Source organism: Streptomyces sp. CMB-StM0423 (assembly GCF_002847285.1).
In the GTDB taxonomy this organism is placed as follows: Bacteria; Actinomycetota; Actinomycetes; order Streptomycetales; family Streptomycetaceae; genus Streptomyces.
In genome coordinates this window covers 4,603,477-4,620,682 of the sequence record NZ_CP025407.1, presented here as the reverse complement: position 1 = coordinate 4,620,682, position 17,206 = coordinate 4,603,477, and the positions used below count along the sequence as shown (strand labels likewise).

The following is a 17,206-nucleotide window of genomic DNA, read 5'->3' as shown; positions in this document are numbered from 1 at the left end:
CCAGGATGACGGAGTTATTGTGTCTTCATGACACAACGACGACCCCATGCTGGGAACGAAGGCGCGGACGAGGACGACGTCCCGGAGTGGACGGACCACGTCATGGCCACCGTGGCCGGAGAAGTCCGGCGGCGGAGGAAGGAGTTGGGGTGGAGCGCCCAGGAACTGGCCAACGAGTGCGGGGCCCTCGGGCACACGATCCCCCGCAACGTCATCGCCAACATGGAGTCGGGCCGCCGCGCGTCGCTGCCGCTGGTCGACGTCATGGTCCTGGCCCAGGCGCTGGGCACGAACCCGATCTGCCTGATCTACCCGATCGGCTACGTCGCCGAGGTTCAGCGGCTCCCGTACGAGGACCGGGTCGCCCCGTGGGAGGCCATGTGCTGGTTCATCGCACAGGACGACGGATATCTGACCGACCGCGACATGCTGCGCTACCAGGGCGAGCACATCAGCGCCCTCGTCTCGGCCAAGTCCGCGATGGCGAGTGAGCGCTACGCCCGATGGGCCGTCGATCACGCACGCACTGGAGCGGAGAGGGCGAAGGCTCTCCGTGAGCAGGCTGAGGCCCTTGAGGAAGTCGACGAGGCCAAGCACCGCCTGCGTGTTGCCCGCTCCTTCATCCGGAGCGAGCGCGGCCTTCTCCCCTACCTACCGCCAGAACTCGCGGATGTCGATCCCGACGGCTCCAACGCCGACACTACAGAGGAGGACGGCCTTTGAAGGGTTCCACCCACCGCCGCTGCTACTGTCGCGACCCCGAGAGCGGCAAACCGCTCGGCAAGAAGTGCCCCAAGCTCACCAACCGCAAGCACGGCTCGTACTCCATACGCCAGGAGCTGCCGCCCCGCGAGGACGGGGCACGCCGCTCCTTCAGCCGCGCCGGCTACGAGACCCTCAAGGCCGCGCAGACGGACCTGAACCACGTCCGCGCCCTCCTCGGCCTGGCTGGTGCCGACGACCCTGAAGGCATGGACCTGATCGCCGTCATGCTGGAGGAGGTGGGCGACGAAAAGCGGCCGCTGCCTGACGTGGAGGAGACGCGGCGTCGCCTCAAGTCCGGCCAAGACCTCGTCGGCCGGCTCACCGTCGACGAGTGGCTGGACCGGTGGCTGGAGGGCAAGCGCATCCGCCGTTCCGGCCTGAGCCGCTACGACACGGACATCCGTGTCCACCTCAAGCCGCGGATCGGTCACCACCGCCTGGACCGGCTGCGGGTGAGCCACCTCAGCGGCATGTTCACGGCCATCGCCGACCACAACGTCGAGATCCTGGAGCAGAACGCGCAGCGGCGCGCGGCGATCGAGGAGTTGGCGGCGGTCCCGTGGAAGGGGGCGGAGAACCGTGCCCGCCGCAAGGCGATGAAGGCCGCGATCGACGCGATGCCGCCGTTCCGCCGCATCACCGGCCCCGCCACACGCCAGCGGGTCAAGGCCACGCTGCGGGCGTCGCTCAACGACGCCATCGGCCAGCAGATCATCACCTTCAACCCGGCCGCCCACGTCGAACTCGACCCCGTGCGCAAGCCGAAGGCCCTGGTGTGGACGAAGGAGCGGGTGGCCAGGTGGCGCGAGACGGGTGACAAGCCGTCGCCGGTGATGGTCTGGACGCCGAAGCAAACCGGGGCTTTCCTCGACTTTGTAGCCGAAGACCGGCTGTACGCGATGTGGCACCTGATCGCCTTTCGCGGCCTGCGGCGCGGAGAGGCGTGCGGGCAGCCGTGGTCGGAGACCAACCTGGATGCCCATTCGCTGACCGTTTCCGCGCAGCTCGTGCAGGACGGTTGGGACGTGGAGACGTCCGAGCCAAAGACCGATAGCGGGCACCGCGTGGTCGCGCTCGACGACGACACCGTCAACGTCCTCAAGCGGCACCGCGAGCGTCAAGAAGCGGCACGCGAGGAATGGGGTACGGCCTGGGTCGAGACAGGCATGGTCTTTACTCAGGAAGACGGTTCCTGGCTGCACCCCGGCAAGGTGACCGACCTTTTCGAGCGGCTCGTCGCCGCCTCCGGCCTCCCGCCTGTCCGGCTGCACGACCTGCGCCACGGCGCGGCCACGCTCATGCTCGCCGCCGGCGTGGACGTGAAGATCGTCTCCGACACCCTCGGACACAGCGACACCCGGATCACGCGGGACATCTACCAGAGCGTCCTCCCCGAGGTCGGCCGCGGAGCCGCGGAGGCCACCGCCAAGCTGGTCCCGCTCCAGCGCAAAGTGGCGGAGAACGCACAAAAGGCCGCGGTTGACAAAGCTCGCAAAGCAGCCAAGAAGGCAAAGCAGTCGAAAACTGTCGAAGCCGCGAAGAAGAAGGTTAAGCGCAAGAAGCCCAAGATTTGAGCAATTCCCCAAGTTCCGTGCGCTACAGGTGTTGAGGTCGTTTGGGGCGGGAGGCGCTGAGGTTTTCGCCGGGCGTTCGAATCGAGGCGCCTGCATTGTCCGCCCGGTCGTGGTCAGCGTTCGCCCGCCCTACAGGCATGCCAGTGACGCTAATCTCCTTGCTGCTGGTGCGTGACCCAGCCATGGCGCGGCGCTAGATCGGCCGCTTCAGCCCCTACATCGTGACAGGCTTGGCCGATCGGCCCCGCAGTGGCGGTGGACGCTGAGCGGCAGTCGGCTGACTGCGCGCAACATCGCACTGCATCAGCGGCCTCGCTCGGGTGTGACGTGCGAATGTGACGGGGCGCACCGACCAACGGCCGGTGCGCAGCCAGTGCATCGCCGAGTTCCTGCGAACAGCGCCTGGCGTGGGAGATCCTCGACCTCGAACGCGCCGCAGCGCCCCTCGCCGGCGGTTTCCAAAACTACGGTCCCTCTGCTGGCCCGTAACCGAGGTCGTAACGTAGTCATCAGATAATGTCCCGCGCCCAGGGCTGACCCCGCATCATCGCGGCCGGCGGCCACCGGGAGGCGGAGAACTGCGAGCCCGCGTTCACCAGCTGCGTGCCTGCTCCCCCATGGCGCCGCCCTGCGGGCTGTCCTGCGGTCTGCACAAGAACAGACGCCGCAGGGCCCCGACTCTCATCGTGCCCTGCCCACGACCGGACGACCCCAACTGGCACAAAGTGGTCGCCGACGAAAATTCCTCCGGGCTGGCATCTACGCTCGCCGCCAGTCCGCACGACGCACCACCTGAGCCACCGCTGCGGGTCCTTGATTCACCAACGTGGGTTCACTCCTGTGAACACCTTGCGTGCTGCTGCCCCTTACTGTTGCTGACGGTCCAAGCCGGCCCTGCCCCACTGACAAACAAACCGGCCGCCTCCACGCACCACACGCCTGACAGGAGACCGATCATCAGCCGCAACCAGGACTCCATCCCCCCGCCGCCGTATATCGAGCTGCGCATCGGCGACTTCCACCTCACCCTGCAGCGCCGCCCCGTCCGGCTGCTGACAACCGCACTCATCGCCGCAGTCCTCCTGCTCGCCGGCGGCAGCGCCTGGGCCGTCCACCTGCCATGGCAGTAAACCCGCCTAGGCTGCCTCCACCGCACCGGCCCGGTCAGCGGAAGCCCGGCGAGCGCACCGCATGTGAACAAGGGCCGTGGCCAGGTCACCGACGCCGCACCGGAGCCCCGGAGCGACTCGGTTCCGGGTAGTTCTACGTCCGCCTCCGCCGGGGCCTTGGCCCTGGCCCCGGCCTGGAGCAAATTGTTCAACACGTCCTCAAAAAGCCACCCACGCCACCGAGTACCCGAGTGCCTCGTCCGTGGGCAGGCCCTAAGGGCCCCCGCGATATACAGCCAAGAGGAGACCTGCCGTCCCGGCCCACAGCCGATGTGCTGGATCCGCTGATCGCCCTGGCCCGCCGGGCATCACGTCCGAACCCGGCTTACCGGCTCTGTACCGATACCTCAGTCACCGTACGTTGTATCAACGTGCTGTAGCTAGCGATGCCAGCTCCGACGCCCCCGGCGGGTCAGGCCCTCAGTCGGTGAAGGCTTTGCCCACCCCAGAATTCAGTACCTGCGTACCGAGAGTCGCTCTCTGGGACCTTCGCGCGAAACCATGCGGCCGACAGCCGACACCCTTCGGTGGGCCAGCCATGACTGCGTGCCACGGTCACGATGCTTACGTCGATCAGCTGCAGGAGCGCAGCCGATAGGCCACGCGCATGGCCACTCTGAATGGTGATCGACTGCGCGTTGTTGATCCACGTGTAGCTCGACTCACTGGCCGCAGCAAAGTCCTGAGGAAATGCGAGGTGCGCAACCCCGTTCCGGATCTTCTGCACCTCCTTCAGGACATCGCGAAACACACTTGGTTCTTGGGCGTACTCAACGAACAACCAACTTTTGGGAGTCGCACCAGCCCAGGTGAAGGATAGCCATGCAGCCCATTTATCAGATATGTCGTGATTGATTACCCCACGTTGGCGCAGGTAGGGAGATAGGTGGTCAGGCTCCCACGGGCGGGATAGCCCGCCCTGCCCGTCCGACCTCTTGGCTTTGGGGATCTCAAAGCGCCCCAGTCCACTGCTGCCCCGATCGCCCCACTTGTCTTCCGGATAGGAAGCCGCTCCGACCAAGTCGCTGAGGAAGCGCTCCCACGCCGCAGCTGCCATCAGGACAGTCAGCGGGTTCAGCGTCGCGCGAGGCTGGCGACCCCGCGCGTCTCGCTCAGAGTGGATGTAGATGAGGTCCAGGAACTTCTTCACATTCCACGTTGTCTCGCGACAGACGTCGGCGAACCGATCTTTCGTCAGCATTAGCGCAGGGTAGCCAAGAGCGAGGTCGCCTGCGGGTGGGGTTGCCAACCCCGCGCGGATCGACGGGGATGTTCACTGCCGAAGGAGGCCCCACCAGCCCATCCCGTCGTCGCGCTCACGCAGCGCTCACGCAAGCAGGCTCGCGGCGTTCCGGCCGTGTCGCACGTCATGCTCTGCTGCATGCAAAAGGCCAGGTCACGGGCTACGTGACCTGGCCTTTGATGGAGCCGCCTAAGGGAATCGAACCCTTGACCTACGCATTACGAGTGCGTCGCTCTGGCCGACTGAGCTAAGGCGGCAGGTTGCGGGCCGGGGCCCTGGCAACGGCGACAAGTTTACACAGTTCCCCGGGGTCCTCCGCACCCGGTTGGGGAGTGGGCTACCGGCAGCGCTTGCCGTCCTCGGGTGGGGTGCCTTCCAGGAGGAAGGTGCCGACCGCGTCGTCGATGCAGCCGTTGCCGCGGGCGTACGCCGTGTGGCCGTCGCCCTCGTACGTCAGCAGCACGCCCTCCTTGAGCTGGGCCGCCAGGCTCTCCGCCCAGACGTACGGGGTCGCCGGGTCGCGGGTGGTGCCGACGACCAGGATCGGGTCGGTGCCCGCGGCCTCGATGCGGTTGGCTTCGCCGGTGGCGGGGACGGGCCAGTCGGCGCAGTTCAGTGCGGCCCAGGCGAAGTCGCGGCCGAAGACCGGGGAGTCCGCCTCGAAGTCCGGGACCAGCTTCTCGACGTCCGCCGGGGTCTCGAAGGGTGGCGGCTGGTCGATGCAGTTCACGGCGGCGAAGCCGTACATCATGCTGCCGTACGAGCCGTCCGCCTCGCGCTCGAAGTACATGTCCGCCAGCGCCAGCAGCCCGCTGCCGTCCTTGCGCTCCATCGCGTCGGTGAGGGAGTCGCGGAGCTGCGGCCAGAAGTCCTCCTGGTACATGGCCATCAGCACGCCCATCGTCGCCAGCGGCTCGCCCAGGTTCCGCTTCTCGCCGGTCGGCACCGGCTTCGAGTCGAGTCGGTCCAGGAAGTCACGGAGCTGCGTGCCCGCGTCCTCGGCGCTGCCTGTGCCCAGCGGGCAGTCGGAGCGCTGGACGCAGTCCTCGGCGAAGGAGTCGAAGGCGGTGGTGAAACCGGCGTTCTGGTCGAGGTTCAGTTGCCGGGAGGTGAGGGACGGGTCCATCGCGCCGTCGAGGACCAGGCGGCCCGCGCGCTGCGGGAAGAGGCCCGCGTAGGTGGCGCCGAGCATCGTGCCGTACGAGGCGCCGACGTACGTCAGCTTCTCGTCGCCGAGGACGCCGCGGAAGACGTCCATGTCCCGGGCCGCCTCCTCCGTCGAGACATGGCCCAGCAGGTCGCCCGCGCGCTTCGCGCAGCCCTGGGCGAAGCGGTCGAACGACGCGGTCAGCGCCTCGACCTCGCGCTCGTCGTCGGGCGTCTGATCGACCTGGGTGTGCGCCTCGAACTCCGCGTTCGTCAGGCACTTCACCGGCTGGCTGCTGCCCACGCCGCGGGGGTCCATCGCCACGATGTCGTACCGGGCCCGGACGTCCTCCGGGTAGCCGATGCCCGCGAAGTTCTGCATGAACTCGATGGCCGAGGCGCCCGGGCCGCCCGGGTTCACGTGCAGCGAGCCCAGGCGCCCGCCGGGGTTCTCGGCCTGCTTGCGGGTGACCGCCAGCTTCAGGTCACCGCCGCCCGGCTCGGCGTAGTCCATCGGTACGCGCAGCGTCGTGCAGTCGAAGCCGGGGGCGTCGTCGCACTCGGTCCAGCGCAGCTTCTGCTCGTAGTACGGCTTGATGTCCGCGGGGATCTTCGCCGGGAGCGCTTCGAGCACCTTGCTGACGCTGCCGGCGCGGGCGGCGTCGGCGCCGCTGCCGCCGGTGTCCGTGCCGCCGTCGTCGGATCCGGCGGAGTCACACCCGGCGGCGGCGATCAGCACCAGCAGCGCGGTGACGGGTGCGGCCGTACGGAACAGGCTGCGGAATTCCATGCGCCTGAGCGTAACCGCTGGGGGTGGGGCCTCCACCCGGTCACCCTCTCCCCGTACGAGTGACGTGGAGTGGGAGGAGGCCGGGTGCCGCTTCGCGTTTTCTACGGTTTGCGCAGCGTCACCGTCATCGCCTCCAGCGCCAGCAGCGGCGCCACGTTCCGCTCCAGCGCGTCCCGGCACTCCATGATCGCGTCGATCCGCCGCAGCGTCATCTCCGCGCTGCTGTCCTCCGCGATCCGCCGCAGCCCGTCCCCCACGTCCGCGCACGGCAGCAGCGAGGCGTCGGCCACCGCACCGAGCTGGAGCGCGAGCACGTCCCGGTAGAAGCCCGCGAGGTCGGTGAGGGCCAGGTCGAGGCTGTCGCGCTGGCTGCGCGTCGCCCGGCGCTTCTGGCGCTCCTGGAGGTCCTTCATCACGCCCGCCGTACCGCGCGGCATCCGGCCGCCGGGCTGCGCGCCGAGCGCCGTGCGCATCTCCTCCGTCTCCTGCTCGTCCAGCTCCTCGGACCGCTCCTTCGCCGCGTCCGCCGCGACCTCGACCAGCTCCTGCGCCGCGCGCAGGCAGCCGCCGATGTCGTCGACGCGCAGCGGTATCCGCAGCACCGCCGCCCGGCGTTCGCGGGCGCGGTCGTCGGTGGCCAGGCGGCGGGCCCGGTCGAGGTGGCCGCCGGCGGCGCGGGCGGCGGACTCGGCGACCGCGGGGGTGATGCCGTCGCGCTGGACGAGGACGGCGGCGACCGCCGCGACCGCGGGGGTACTGAGGGAGAGGTGGCGGCAGCGGGAGCGGATCGTGGGCAGCACGTCCTCCAGCGACGGGGCGCAGAGCAGCCACACCGTGCGCGGGGCGGGCTCCTCGATGGCCTTCAGCAGGACGTTGCCCGCGCCTTCCGTGAGGCGGTCGGCGTCCTCGACGACGATGACCTGCCAGCGGCCGCCGGAGGAGGCGAGCTGGGCGCGGCGGACCAGCTCGCGGGTCTCCTTGACGCCGATGGTGAGGAGGTCGGTGGCGACGACGGTGACGTCCGCGTGGGTGCCGACGAGGGCGGTGTGGCAGCCGTCGCAGAAGCCGCACCCGGGGCCGGCGGACGCGCGGTCCGGGCTGACGCACTGGAGGGCGGCGGCGAACGCGCGGGCCGCCGTCGCCCGGCCGGCGCCCGGCGGTCCGGTGAACAGCCAGGCGTGCGTCATCGCGGAGTTGGAGGGCGGCGCGGCGGCCTCCGCGGGGTGGCCGCCGGGGGCGGCGGTGCCGGCTTCCGCAGTGACGCGGGCGTCGGCGGCGCGGGCCGCGGCGGCCAACTGCTCGCCGACCCGCTGCTGCCCGACCAGCTCGTCCCACACCGCCATGGCACCGTCCTTCCGTCGTCCGCCGACCCATTGTGCTGCACGCCACTGACAGCAGGCCGCCGGTCGCTCCCCCGTGCCTCAGCGGTGGTGCCCGTGCTGGTGCCCCTTGCCGTGGTGGTGGCCGTGGCCCCGGCGGCGCCAACTGATCGCGTCCGGGTCGCGCGGCGCCCGGTCGACCACCAGGGCCCCCGCGGTCAGCATCAGCCCGGCCACGGAGGCGGCGTTCTCCAGTGCGGTACGGGGCACGCGGACCGGGTCGAGGACGCCGGCCGCCGGCAGATCGCCGTACGTACCGGTGTCCGCGTTCCAGCCGTGGCCCGGCGGGAGGGCGGCCGTCTCGGCGACGACGCGGGCGCCGTCCACGCCGGCGTTGTCGGCGAGCTGCCGCAGCGGAGCGGTGAGTGCCGCCCGTACGGCCAGGGCCCCCGCCTGCTCGTCGGGGGACAGGGCGCGGGCGGTGGTCCCGTCGGGCGTGCTTCCCGCGGTGCCGGTCCCATGCCTCGCCGTCCCGGCGGAGACCGTACGGGCCCCGCCCTCCGGCCCCGTACCGCCCAGCAGCACGTCCACCGCCCCCCGCGCCCCCGCCAGCCCCGTGCCGCCGCCCGGCGTGACGCCCTCCGCGAGCGCCGCCCGTACCGCCGCCACCGCCCCCGCGACGCGCTCCCGGCGCTCCGCCCGCTCCGGGTCCGTGGCGCCGCCGACCCGCAGCACCGCCACCCCGCCCGTCAGCCGGGCCAGCCGCAGCTCCAGCACCTCACGGTCGAAGTCGGACGCCGCCTCGGCCAGCGCGTACTCCAGGTGCGAAACCCGCCGCGCCACCGCCTCCGCGGCACCCGCGCCCCGCGACACCGTCGTCGTCCGCCGCGTCACCACGACCCGCTCCGCCCGCCCGAGCGACGACAGCTCCGTGTCGCGAAGCAGCATCCCCTTCTCCGGCAGCACCACCTCCGCCCCCGTCAGCGCCGCCAGGTCCTCCAGGTGCGCAAGGCGCCGCGCGCCCAGCGCCGGCGCGGGGACGGCCGCGGAGAGCAGCGTGCCGCGCAGCCGGTTGGCGACCAGCGCCGCGAGCGCGTCCGGCTGCACGGAGTCCGCGACGACCAGCAGCGGGCGCCCGGTGGCAGCGACCCGCTCCATGACCGGCAGCAGGTCCTCGGGCCCGGCGACGCGCCCGTGGTGCAGCAGGACGTACGGGTCCTCCAGCACCGCCGTGCCCTGCTCGGGGTGGGTCATCATGAACGGGCTGAGGAAGCCCCGGTCCAGCCGCAGCCCCTCCGTGAACTCCAGCTCCACGCCCGCCACATGCGCCTCCTCCACGGAGATCGCCGCGTTCCGCCCGGCCTTGGCGAAGGCGCGGGCGACCAGCTCGCCCAGCTCGGGGTCGCGGGCCGCCGCGGCGGCGACCCGCGCGGTGTCCTGCTCGCCGTCGACGGCGCGGGCGGTGGCGGTCAGGTGCGCGGCGGCTGCCGCCGCGGCGGCGTCGAGGCCGCGGCGTACGGCGACGGGATCGGCCCCGGCGGTCACCGCGCGCAGCCCGGCCTCGAAGAGCGCCTGGGTGAGCACGACGGTCGTCGTCGTGCCGTCGCCCGCGGCGCGGCGGGTGCGGGTGGCGGCCTGGCGGACGAGGGAGGCGCCGAGGTTCGCGTACGGGTCGGAGAGCCGGACGGCGTCGGCGACGGTGGCGCCGTCGCGGGTGGCCACGGGGCCCGAGGCGGAGCCGGCCCCGCCGCCGGCCCCCGCGCCCCCAGCACCGGAACCGGAAGCGGACTCGCCGTTCCCGGACCGGCCGCTACGGGAGCCGGCCGACCCCGGCCCCGTACCGCCCAGCACCACCAGCCGCCCCCGCGGCCCCAGCGTGACCCGCGCCGCGTCCGCCACCGCGGCGACGCCACGGCGCAGCGCGGCGCGGGCCGCGTCCTCGAAGAGGAGTCCGCTCACTGCTCGTCGTCGTCCCCGCGGCCGAACCGGCCCCGCTCCATGATCAGCGCGGCCTGCATCATCGCCCGCGCGTAGCCGGTGTCGTACAGCTCCATGCCGTGGCCGCCGCCGCCCACGTCCTTGTACTGGTTGCTCTGGTCCGACCCGTTCTCCCGGTCGAAGTCGTTCGCGCGCGGGTGCTCGGCGAGGATGCCGCGCGGGTAGCCGGCGCGGACGAGCTGGCGCATGAAGCCGAACATGTCGGTCTCGCCGTTGTCCGGGAACACCTCGGCGTACTTCACCTGCGGCTCGTCCACGCGCACGTTGCGGTAGTGGATGTGGTTGACCCGGTCCTTGCGGCTCATCCAGCGCAGGAAGTCGACGGAGTCGAAGCCGACTTCCGCCGTCACGCCCGCGTGCACGGTCATGCCGTTCGACGGGCTGTCGACCGTCTCGACCATCCGCTTCCAGTCCGCGACCGAGCCCATGATCTGCGGGTTGCCCCGGCTGATCGCGGCGGGCGGGTCGTTGGGGTGCACGGCCATGCGCACGCCCGCCTCCTCGGCGACGGGCATGACCTCGCGCAGGAAGTGCTCGTAGTGCTCCCAGAGTTCGTCGCGGGTGAACGCGGGTACGCCGTCGGGGCGCGGGAGGTCGCGGACCTTGACGCCGTCCACCTCGTGGTCGAGGTCGAAGGCGGTGTAGCCGGCGCCGATGCGGTCGGTCTCGTCGATCTCCTCGTAGTAGCCCTCCTTCAACCGGTGGACGTACCAGTTGTATTCGACGACGTCGATGCCCGCCTCCCCCGCGGCCCGCAGCGAGGTCTTCATGTCCTCGATGGCCTGGTCCCGGCCGTCCTCGCCGCGTACCACCGAATCCGGGGCGCTGATGAGGTACGCGGTGACGTGCATGCCCATGTCCTCGACGCGCTCCCGGTCGGCGCGCAGTTCTGCGGCGTCCCAGGGGGCGGGGGGCACGTCGGTGACGAGCGCGCCGGTGATGCCGGCCTGCCGCCAGCGGCGCACGGTGGCCTCGCTGGGCCTGCGGGACATCCACTGGCAGAGCTTCGGGGTGTCGGGTCCTTCACGGACGTCGTCGGGCCAGTTCAACTGCGGGAACGGGGCGTTGCCGCCGGGGCCGCCGCCCGGACCGCTGCCGCCGCCCTGGCCGGGCGCGGCGAACGCGGAGCCCGCGGCGCCCGCCGAGGCGCCGATCGCCGCGGCCGCGGCGGCGGTGGAGCCGCGCTTGAGGAACGACCTGCGCGAACTGCCGTCGTGCGCGGGGGATTCCATACGTCACCTTCGCTTTCTGTGCTCTGCCGGCTGCCTGATGCTGCGGTAGTGCGTCGCGCGTGGTGCGTAGTACGTGGTGCGTACAGCTAGTGCGTCGTACATGGTACGTAGCCGCACAGGAGGGATGCGCGCAGCGTACGTACGGGATCCACCGCCGTTAAGGGCGAGTTGCGGATGGCGCCATTCGCGAACCGAATCGAGCGGCCGCCCCTGCACGCATTCGCTTTCCTGATGAATGCATACGGAAACTAACGCCGCGGGACCGCTCCCACGCCCCGGGAACCGCCCCTATGGTGAGCCGCAGAATTCCCGGAATCCTTACGGAGGACCCCCACATGCAGGAATCCGAGAACGGCACCGGCACGCGTTCCAGGCGCACCGTACTGGGACTCGGCGCAGCCGCCGCCGCGGGCGGCCTCGGGCTCGGCGCACTCGCATTCCGACCGGCGGAAGAACAGGTCGAGTTCCTCACCCAGAAAGTCACCAGGGCGTCGAAGCCGAGCAAGCTGAAGATCACGGACCTGCGGGTGGCGGTGCTGGAGGGCGTGCCCTTCACCAGCCCGATCGTCCGCATCGAGACCAACCAGGGCATCTCCGGCTGGGGCGAGGTGCGCGACGACGCCGACAAGCGCTACGCGCTGGAGCTGAAGAGCCGGCTCCTCGGCGAGAATCCGTGCAACGTCGAGATGCTCTTCAGGCGCCTCAAGCAGTTCGGCAACCACGGCCGCCGCGGCGGCGGTGTCTCGGGTGTCGAGATGGCGCTGTGGGATCTGGCGGGCAAGGCGTACGGCGTGCCGGTGTTCCAGATGCTCGGCGGCGCGTACCGCAGAAAGATACGCCTCTACACCGACACCACCGAGTCCGAGGACCCGAAGGTCTACGCGCAGCGCATGAAAGAGCGCGTCGAGATGGGCTTCACCTTCCTCAAGATGGACCTCGGCCTGGAAATCGTGCAGGACCTGCCGGGCGCGGTCGTCGGCAAGAGCCTCTACGACGGCAACCTCCAGCAGTACGACGGGACGCCCGGCGGCTACGGCATGACCGAGCACGGCCTCACCATGGTGCAGATCACCGACAAGGGCCTGGACGCCATGGCGGAGTACGTGGAGGCGGTGCGGGACGCCGTCGGCTACGACGTCCCCATGGGCATGGACCACTTCGGCCACTTCGACGTCAACACCGCGATCCGGCTGGCGAACCGCTTCGAGCGCTACCACCTCGCCTGGCTGGAGGACCTGGTGCCGTGGTTCCGCACCGACGACTGGAAGGAGATCACGAAGGCCGTCAACGTCCCCACGATGACCGGCGAGGACATGTACGGCCTGGAGTCGTTCCGCACCCTCGTCGACGAGGGCGCCGTCGACCTGGTCCAGCCCGACCCGGCGACCGCCGGCGGCATCCTGGAGACCAAGCGCATCGGCGACTACGCGCGCGAGCAGGGCATGGCGATGCCGCTGCACTACGCGGGCTCGCCGATCGGCGCGATGGCCAGCGCGCACATCGCCGCCGCCACCGAGAACTTCGTCTGCCTAGAGTACCACGCGAGCGACGTGAAGTTCTGGAACGACCTCATCGCGGGCGGAGAGCCGCTGCTCAAGGACGGCTTCTACCACCTGACCGACGCGCCGGGCCTCGGCGTGGAGCTGGACGAGAAGGAGATGGCCAGGCACCTGGCCGAGGGCGAGAAGCTGTTCGCGCCGACGAAGGAGTGGAACGAGAACCCGGCCTGGGACCGCACCTGGAGCTGAGCCCCGTCACCAGCGGGGCGGCAGACGAGGAGCCCGTACGCACCCGACCAGGGTGGTGCGTACGGGCTCCAGGCTTCAGCGCGCGGGGCGCGCGCTCACCGCCCCGCCGGGGTCTCGTCCTCCGGCGGCACGATGCGCTTGATCCAGTACTCCCGCGCCAGCGCGTCCACGCCCGCCGGCGCCACGCCGCGCAGATGCACGGTGTTGCCGTCCGTGCCGGCGATCCGGCCGTGCTTCTGCATCCGCAGGATGTGGTACCGCTCCGGCGGGAAGCCCAGCTCGACGTCGGCGGAGAAGCGGCCGCGCATGTCGCGCTCGTCGCCGACCGCCGGGTCGACCTTGCCGCTCGCCTGGACGGTCAGCCAGACCTGGTACGCGACGATGAGCAGGACCAGGATGAGCAGCCGGCGGATCGTGGGGCTGCGGACCGCCCTAAACGCCAGCGACTGCCGTTCCGTCGCCATCGGCCGCACCTCCCGCGTCGTCCGTCGCGCCGCCGGCCGCCGCGCCCCCGTCGTCGACGAGCAGCTCGTTGACCCGGTTCGCGATCTCCCGGAACTCCGGCATCTCCAGCGCCGTACGCCACTCCCGCGGCCGCGGCAGGTCGACGGTGACGATCTCCCGTACCCGGCTGGGGCGCTTGGAGAGCACCACGACCCGGTCGGAGAGGAACACCGCCTCGTCCACGTCGTGGGTGACGAAGAAGACCGTCGGGTGCCGCTTCTCGAAGATGCGGGTCAGGTCCTCCTGCAGCTTGCGCCGCGTCTGCGCGTCGATGCTGGCGAACGGCTCGTCCATCAGCATCACGGCCGGCTCGTTGGCCAGCACGCGGGCCACGCCCAGGCGCTGCTGCATGCCGCCGGACAGCTCGTGCGGGTACTTGTGCTCGAAGCCGCCGAGGCCGACCAGCTCCAGGAAATCCTTGCCCTTCGCGTCCCGTTCGGCGCGCGGCACGCCCTTCATCCGCAGCCCGAAGACCACGTTGCCCAGCACCGTCTTCCAGGGGAAGAGCGCGTGGCTCTGGAACACCACGCCGCGGTCGGGTCCCGGGCCGCCGACCTCCTGGCCGTCGACGACGACCGAGCCCTCCGTGAGGTTCACGAAGCCGGCGACGATGTTCAGCACGGTCGTCTTGCCGCAGCCGCTCGGGCCGAGCACGGAGACGAACTCGCCCTCGTTCACGCTGAACGAGACGTCGCCGATGGCGGTGACCTCCTCGCCGCTGTACGCGTCGACGTAGTTCTTGTGCAGTCCTGTGATCTCCAGCGCCGTCATCCGTCGGCCTCCAAACTCCGTACCATGCCCCACCGTTCGACGGTGGCGCGCTCGAACGGCGCCAGGACCATGGCGTCGAGCGCGTACCACAGGATTCCCAGCACTGCCATGCCCAGGAACACCTGGCTGATGTCGCCCACCCGGCGGGCGTCGAACATCATGAAGCCGACGCCGCTGGTGCCGACGATGATCTCGGCGGCGACCAGGGCGCGCCAGCCGTAGCCGAGCCCGGTGCGGACGCCGCCCGCCACGGACGGCAGCGCGCCCGGGAGGATGACCTCGAAGAACACCCGCGTCCTGCTCGCGCCGAGGCTGCGCGCCGCGCGCAGCAGTTCGCGCGGCACCTGCTCCACACCCGCCACGACGCTCAGCATCAGCGGGAAGACGATCGTGTAGACGATCACGAAGGTGACCGCGGTGAGGCTGAAGCCGAACCAGACGATCACGATCGGCAGCCAGGCGATGTCGGCGACCGCCTGGAAGAACAGCAGGATCGGCCAGAAGAACCGGCGGACCTTGGCGAACATCGCCACCACGAAGCCCATCGGCAGGCCGATGGCCAGGCCGAAGCCGACGCCGTACGCCAGCCTGGTCAGCGAGTCCGTCAGGTAGCCGGGCAGGATGCCCTTCTCCATCAGGTCGCCGAACTCCTCGACCACCCGCGGCGGGCCGACGAAGAACGCCTCGTCGAAGACGCCCATCTCCGCGACCAGCCACCACAGCGCGATGACCGGCACGAACGGGCCGAGGTTGCGGAACGCGGCGCGGCGGGTGAGCCAGAGCCAGACCTTCCGGGCGCGTACCACCCCCGGGCTCGCGCCCTTGCGCGGCTTGCGCCCCGCGGGCGCGCGCCGTACGGGCTTGGCGGCTTTGGCCGTGTCAGTCGTGTCCGACGCCATCAGCCCCTCCCTCCCGTCATGCCCCAGCGCTCCACCGTGCGCTTCTCCAGCGGGGCCAGCAGCAGCCGGTCCATCAGCAGCCAGAGCACGCCGATGATGACCATCGAAGCGATGATCACGTCGGTCCGGAAGTACTTCTGCGCCTGGAACAGGGCGTAGCCGAGGCCCGCGTTGCTCGCGATGATCTCCGCGGCGACCAGTCCGCGCCAGCCGTAGCCGAGGCCGACCCGCAGGCCGGTGACGACGCTGGGCAGCGCGCCCGGCAGCAGCACCTCCCAGAACATCCGCAGCCGGCTCGTGCCCATGCTGCGTGCGGCGCGCAGCAGTTGGGTCGGGATCTGCCGGACGCCGAGCATCGCGTTGTACGTGATCGCGAAGAACATCGCGTTCCACACGATGAAGATCACGGCCTTGTCGCCGTAGCCGAACCACAGGGTGGCGACGGGGATCCAGGCGATGCCCGCGAGCGCCACGGAGAACCGCAGCAGCGGGGAGAAGAACGCCGACAGCGCCGCGCTGGAGCCCAGCGCGATACCGAAGGGCAGGGCGGTGGCGATGGCGATCACCGAGCCGATGCCCATGCGGCGCAGGCTCGCGCCGAGGTGGTCGAACAGCTCGCCGCTGGACCACATGTCGCCCAGCGCCGAGAGCACGTCGCCGACCTGCGGGAAGACTCGCAGCGGCGGATCGGTGATCGCGACGACCACCAGCCACACCACGACGAGCAGCGCGAGCGGGGTGAGGAACCACAGCGCGGAGATCGCGCGCGCGGCCGGGGTGTTGGCCGCGCCGCGTTTGCGCTTGCGCTGCTGCCCCGGCGGCCGGCCGCCCGGCCGCGGCCGCCCCGTGGCGGGGGCGGCCGCGGCCGTGGCCTGTTTTTCGGTACGGGGCGTGGTCACGACGGGCATGCCTCGGCGGCCGTGTCGCGGTCGAAGGTGTACCCGCCCTCGATCGCCGCCGCGTCCGGGACGGGCGGCAGGTCGGCGAAGAGGTCGGGGTTGTCCTTCATGACCTTGAGGATCGGCTCGGGCTGGAAGTACTTGTTGACGTCGAAGCCCTTCTCGACGTTGCCCTGCTCGGCCAGCAGCCCCGCCAGGGTGTCGAGCGCGAGGTAGTTGCAGGCGGAGAAGCGGCCGTCGAGCTGCTTGACGTTGTGCTTCATCGCCTCCTGCGCGACCGCCTTCTCGGTGCCCGGCAGCCAGCGCGTCGCCGAGTCGGCGGCGTCGTCGGGGTTCTCGCGCATCCACTGGTCGGTCTGCGCGCGGGCGGTCAGGAACTGCTCGATGACCTCGGGGTTCTTCTCCGCGTAGTCGCGCGTGGTGACCAGGTAGCCGATGAACGGGATGTAGCCGCCGCCGCGCAGCACTTCCTTCGCGCCGTCGACCTGCCCGGTCATCGTGATCGGCCACGGGTCCCAGACGATGCCCGCGTCGATGCCGCCGGTCTCCAGCGCGACCGCCATGTCCGGCGGCTCGGTGTTGACGATCTCGATGTCGCCGGCCTTCAGCCCCGCGTCGTCCAGCAGGCCGAGCAGATAGAGGTGGTTGATGGAGCCCTCGGAGACGCCGATGCGCTTGCCGCGCAGGGTCGAGAGGTCCTTGCCGTCGATGCCGGAGTCGCCGCCGGCCACCACGGCCATCGTCTCGTCGATGCTGAGCTGCGAGGACGAGCCGGTGTAGTTGCCGACGAGCACCAGGTCGATGCCCTGCTGGGCGGCGGCGATGGCCGGGGTGCCGACCTGGACCACGTCGACCTCGCCGGCCTGCAGCGCGTTCAGCGCGTCGACGCCGGTCGGGTAGGGCTCCTTCAGCTTCACGTTGAGGTTCTGCTCGTCGAAATAGCCCGCCTCGACGCCGGCCGGCAGGCCGATCTGGTCGATGGCGGAGACGTACCCGGCGGACAGCTTGGTCGGCTCGGTGCCTCCTGCGCCACCGTCGACGTCGTCGTCCACGGTCGAGTCGCTGCCGCAGGCGGCCAGCAGCAGGGCTCCCGAACAAGCCGCCGCCACTGCTATGTGACGTGATGCGCGAAACATGAGTCTCTCCTGA

At 70.7% G+C, this 17,206-nt stretch carries 14 protein-coding genes and 1 tRNA gene; 4 read left to right on the top strand and 11 right to left on the bottom strand.

What is annotated here, in order from left to right; all coding sequences use genetic code 11:
- Positions 1–27: 27 nt before the first annotated feature.
- The 3 genes from CXR04_RS20145 (at position 28) to CXR04_RS20135 (ending at position 3,469) form a co-directional block, all read left to right on the top strand.
- Entirely contained in the window at positions 28–723 is a 696-nt protein-coding gene (locus CXR04_RS20145; protein ID WP_101423747.1) for a helix-turn-helix domain-containing protein, read from the top strand.
- Positions 720–2,339, top strand: a complete 1,620-nt coding sequence (locus tag CXR04_RS20140) for a tyrosine-type recombinase/integrase (RefSeq protein WP_101423746.1) — start codon at positions 720–722, stop codon at positions 2,337–2,339. The genes CXR04_RS20145 and CXR04_RS20140 overlap by 4 nt, the downstream gene beginning before the upstream one ends.
- Positions 2,340–3,211: 872 nt before the next feature.
- Positions 3,212–3,469, top strand: a complete 258-nt coding sequence (locus tag CXR04_RS20135; RefSeq protein ID WP_101423745.1) for a hypothetical protein — start codon at positions 3,212–3,214, stop codon at positions 3,467–3,469.
- Positions 3,470–3,920: 451 nt separating this feature from the next.
- Here the strand turns inward: CXR04_RS20135 and CXR04_RS34910 are convergent, their stop codons facing one another.
- The 6 genes from CXR04_RS34910 to CXR04_RS20110 form a co-directional block, all read right to left on the bottom strand.
- The gene (locus tag CXR04_RS34910) at positions 3,921–4,709 is read right to left on the bottom strand and encodes a hypothetical protein (RefSeq protein WP_159072356.1); all 789 of its coding nucleotides are present in this window, start codon (positions 4,707–4,709) and stop codon (positions 3,921–3,923) included.
- A 222-nt stretch (positions 4,710–4,931) separates the two neighbouring features.
- A tRNA-Thr gene (locus CXR04_RS20130) sits at positions 4,932–5,008 on the bottom strand.
- Positions 5,009–5,088: 80 nt separating this feature from the next.
- Positions 5,089–6,687, bottom strand: coding sequence for an alpha/beta hydrolase (locus tag CXR04_RS20125; RefSeq protein WP_101423744.1), 1,599 nt, complete (start codon positions 6,685–6,687; stop codon positions 5,089–5,091).
- Positions 6,688–6,788: 101 nt separating this feature from the next.
- Positions 6,789–8,030 (bottom strand): DNA polymerase III subunit delta', encoded by a 1,242-nt coding sequence (locus tag CXR04_RS20120; RefSeq protein ID WP_101423743.1) that lies wholly within the window; start codon positions 8,028–8,030, stop codon positions 6,789–6,791.
- A 78-nt stretch (positions 8,031–8,108) separates the two neighbouring features.
- Complete coding sequence (gene groEL, locus CXR04_RS20115; RefSeq protein ID WP_101423742.1) at positions 8,109–9,965, bottom strand: chaperonin GroEL; 1,857 nt, start codon at positions 9,963–9,965, stop codon at positions 8,109–8,111.
- Positions 9,962–11,236, bottom strand: coding sequence for a mannonate dehydratase (locus CXR04_RS20110; RefSeq protein ID WP_101423741.1), 1,275 nt, complete (start codon positions 11,234–11,236; stop codon positions 9,962–9,964). The genes groEL and CXR04_RS20110 overlap by 4 nt, the downstream gene beginning before the upstream one ends.
- A 335-nt stretch (positions 11,237–11,571) precedes the next feature.
- On the opposite strand from CXR04_RS20110, the gene CXR04_RS20105 reads away from it, so the two are divergent.
- Positions 11,572–12,984: a mandelate racemase/muconate lactonizing enzyme family protein gene (locus CXR04_RS20105; protein ID WP_101423740.1), complete on the top strand. Its 1,413-nt coding sequence runs from the start codon at positions 11,572–11,574 to the stop codon at positions 12,982–12,984.
- A gap of 95 nt (positions 12,985–13,079) precedes the next feature.
- Here the strand turns inward: CXR04_RS20105 and CXR04_RS20100 are convergent, their stop codons facing one another.
- Genes CXR04_RS20100 through CXR04_RS20080 form a run of 5 tightly spaced genes read right to left on the bottom strand, consistent with a single transcriptional unit; the run spans position 13,080 to position 17,193 of the window.
- Positions 13,080–13,448 carry a hypothetical protein gene (locus CXR04_RS20100; protein ID WP_101423739.1) on the bottom strand — a complete coding sequence of 123 codons (369 nt, stop codon included), beginning with the start codon at positions 13,446–13,448 and terminating at the stop codon, positions 13,080–13,082.
- Positions 13,417–14,259 (bottom strand): ABC transporter ATP-binding protein, encoded by an 843-nt coding sequence (locus CXR04_RS20095; protein WP_101423738.1) that lies wholly within the window; start codon positions 14,257–14,259, stop codon positions 13,417–13,419. Before CXR04_RS20095 ends, CXR04_RS20100 begins: the two co-directional genes overlap by 32 nt.
- Positions 14,256–15,158: an ABC transporter permease gene (locus tag CXR04_RS20090; RefSeq protein ID WP_234380354.1), complete on the bottom strand. Its 903-nt coding sequence runs from the start codon at positions 15,156–15,158 to the stop codon at positions 14,256–14,258. Before CXR04_RS20090 ends, CXR04_RS20095 begins: the two co-directional genes overlap by 4 nt.
- Positions 15,158–16,066 carry an ABC transporter permease gene (locus CXR04_RS20085; protein WP_234380353.1) on the bottom strand — a complete coding sequence of 303 codons (909 nt, stop codon included), beginning with the start codon at positions 16,064–16,066 and terminating at the stop codon, positions 15,158–15,160. Before CXR04_RS20085 ends, CXR04_RS20090 begins: the two co-directional genes overlap by 1 nt.
- Positions 16,054–17,193 (bottom strand): ABC transporter substrate-binding protein, encoded by a 1,140-nt coding sequence (locus CXR04_RS20080; protein WP_234380352.1) that lies wholly within the window; start codon positions 17,191–17,193, stop codon positions 16,054–16,056. The genes CXR04_RS20085 and CXR04_RS20080 overlap by 13 nt, the downstream gene beginning before the upstream one ends.
- Positions 17,194–17,206 lie beyond the last annotated feature (13 nt).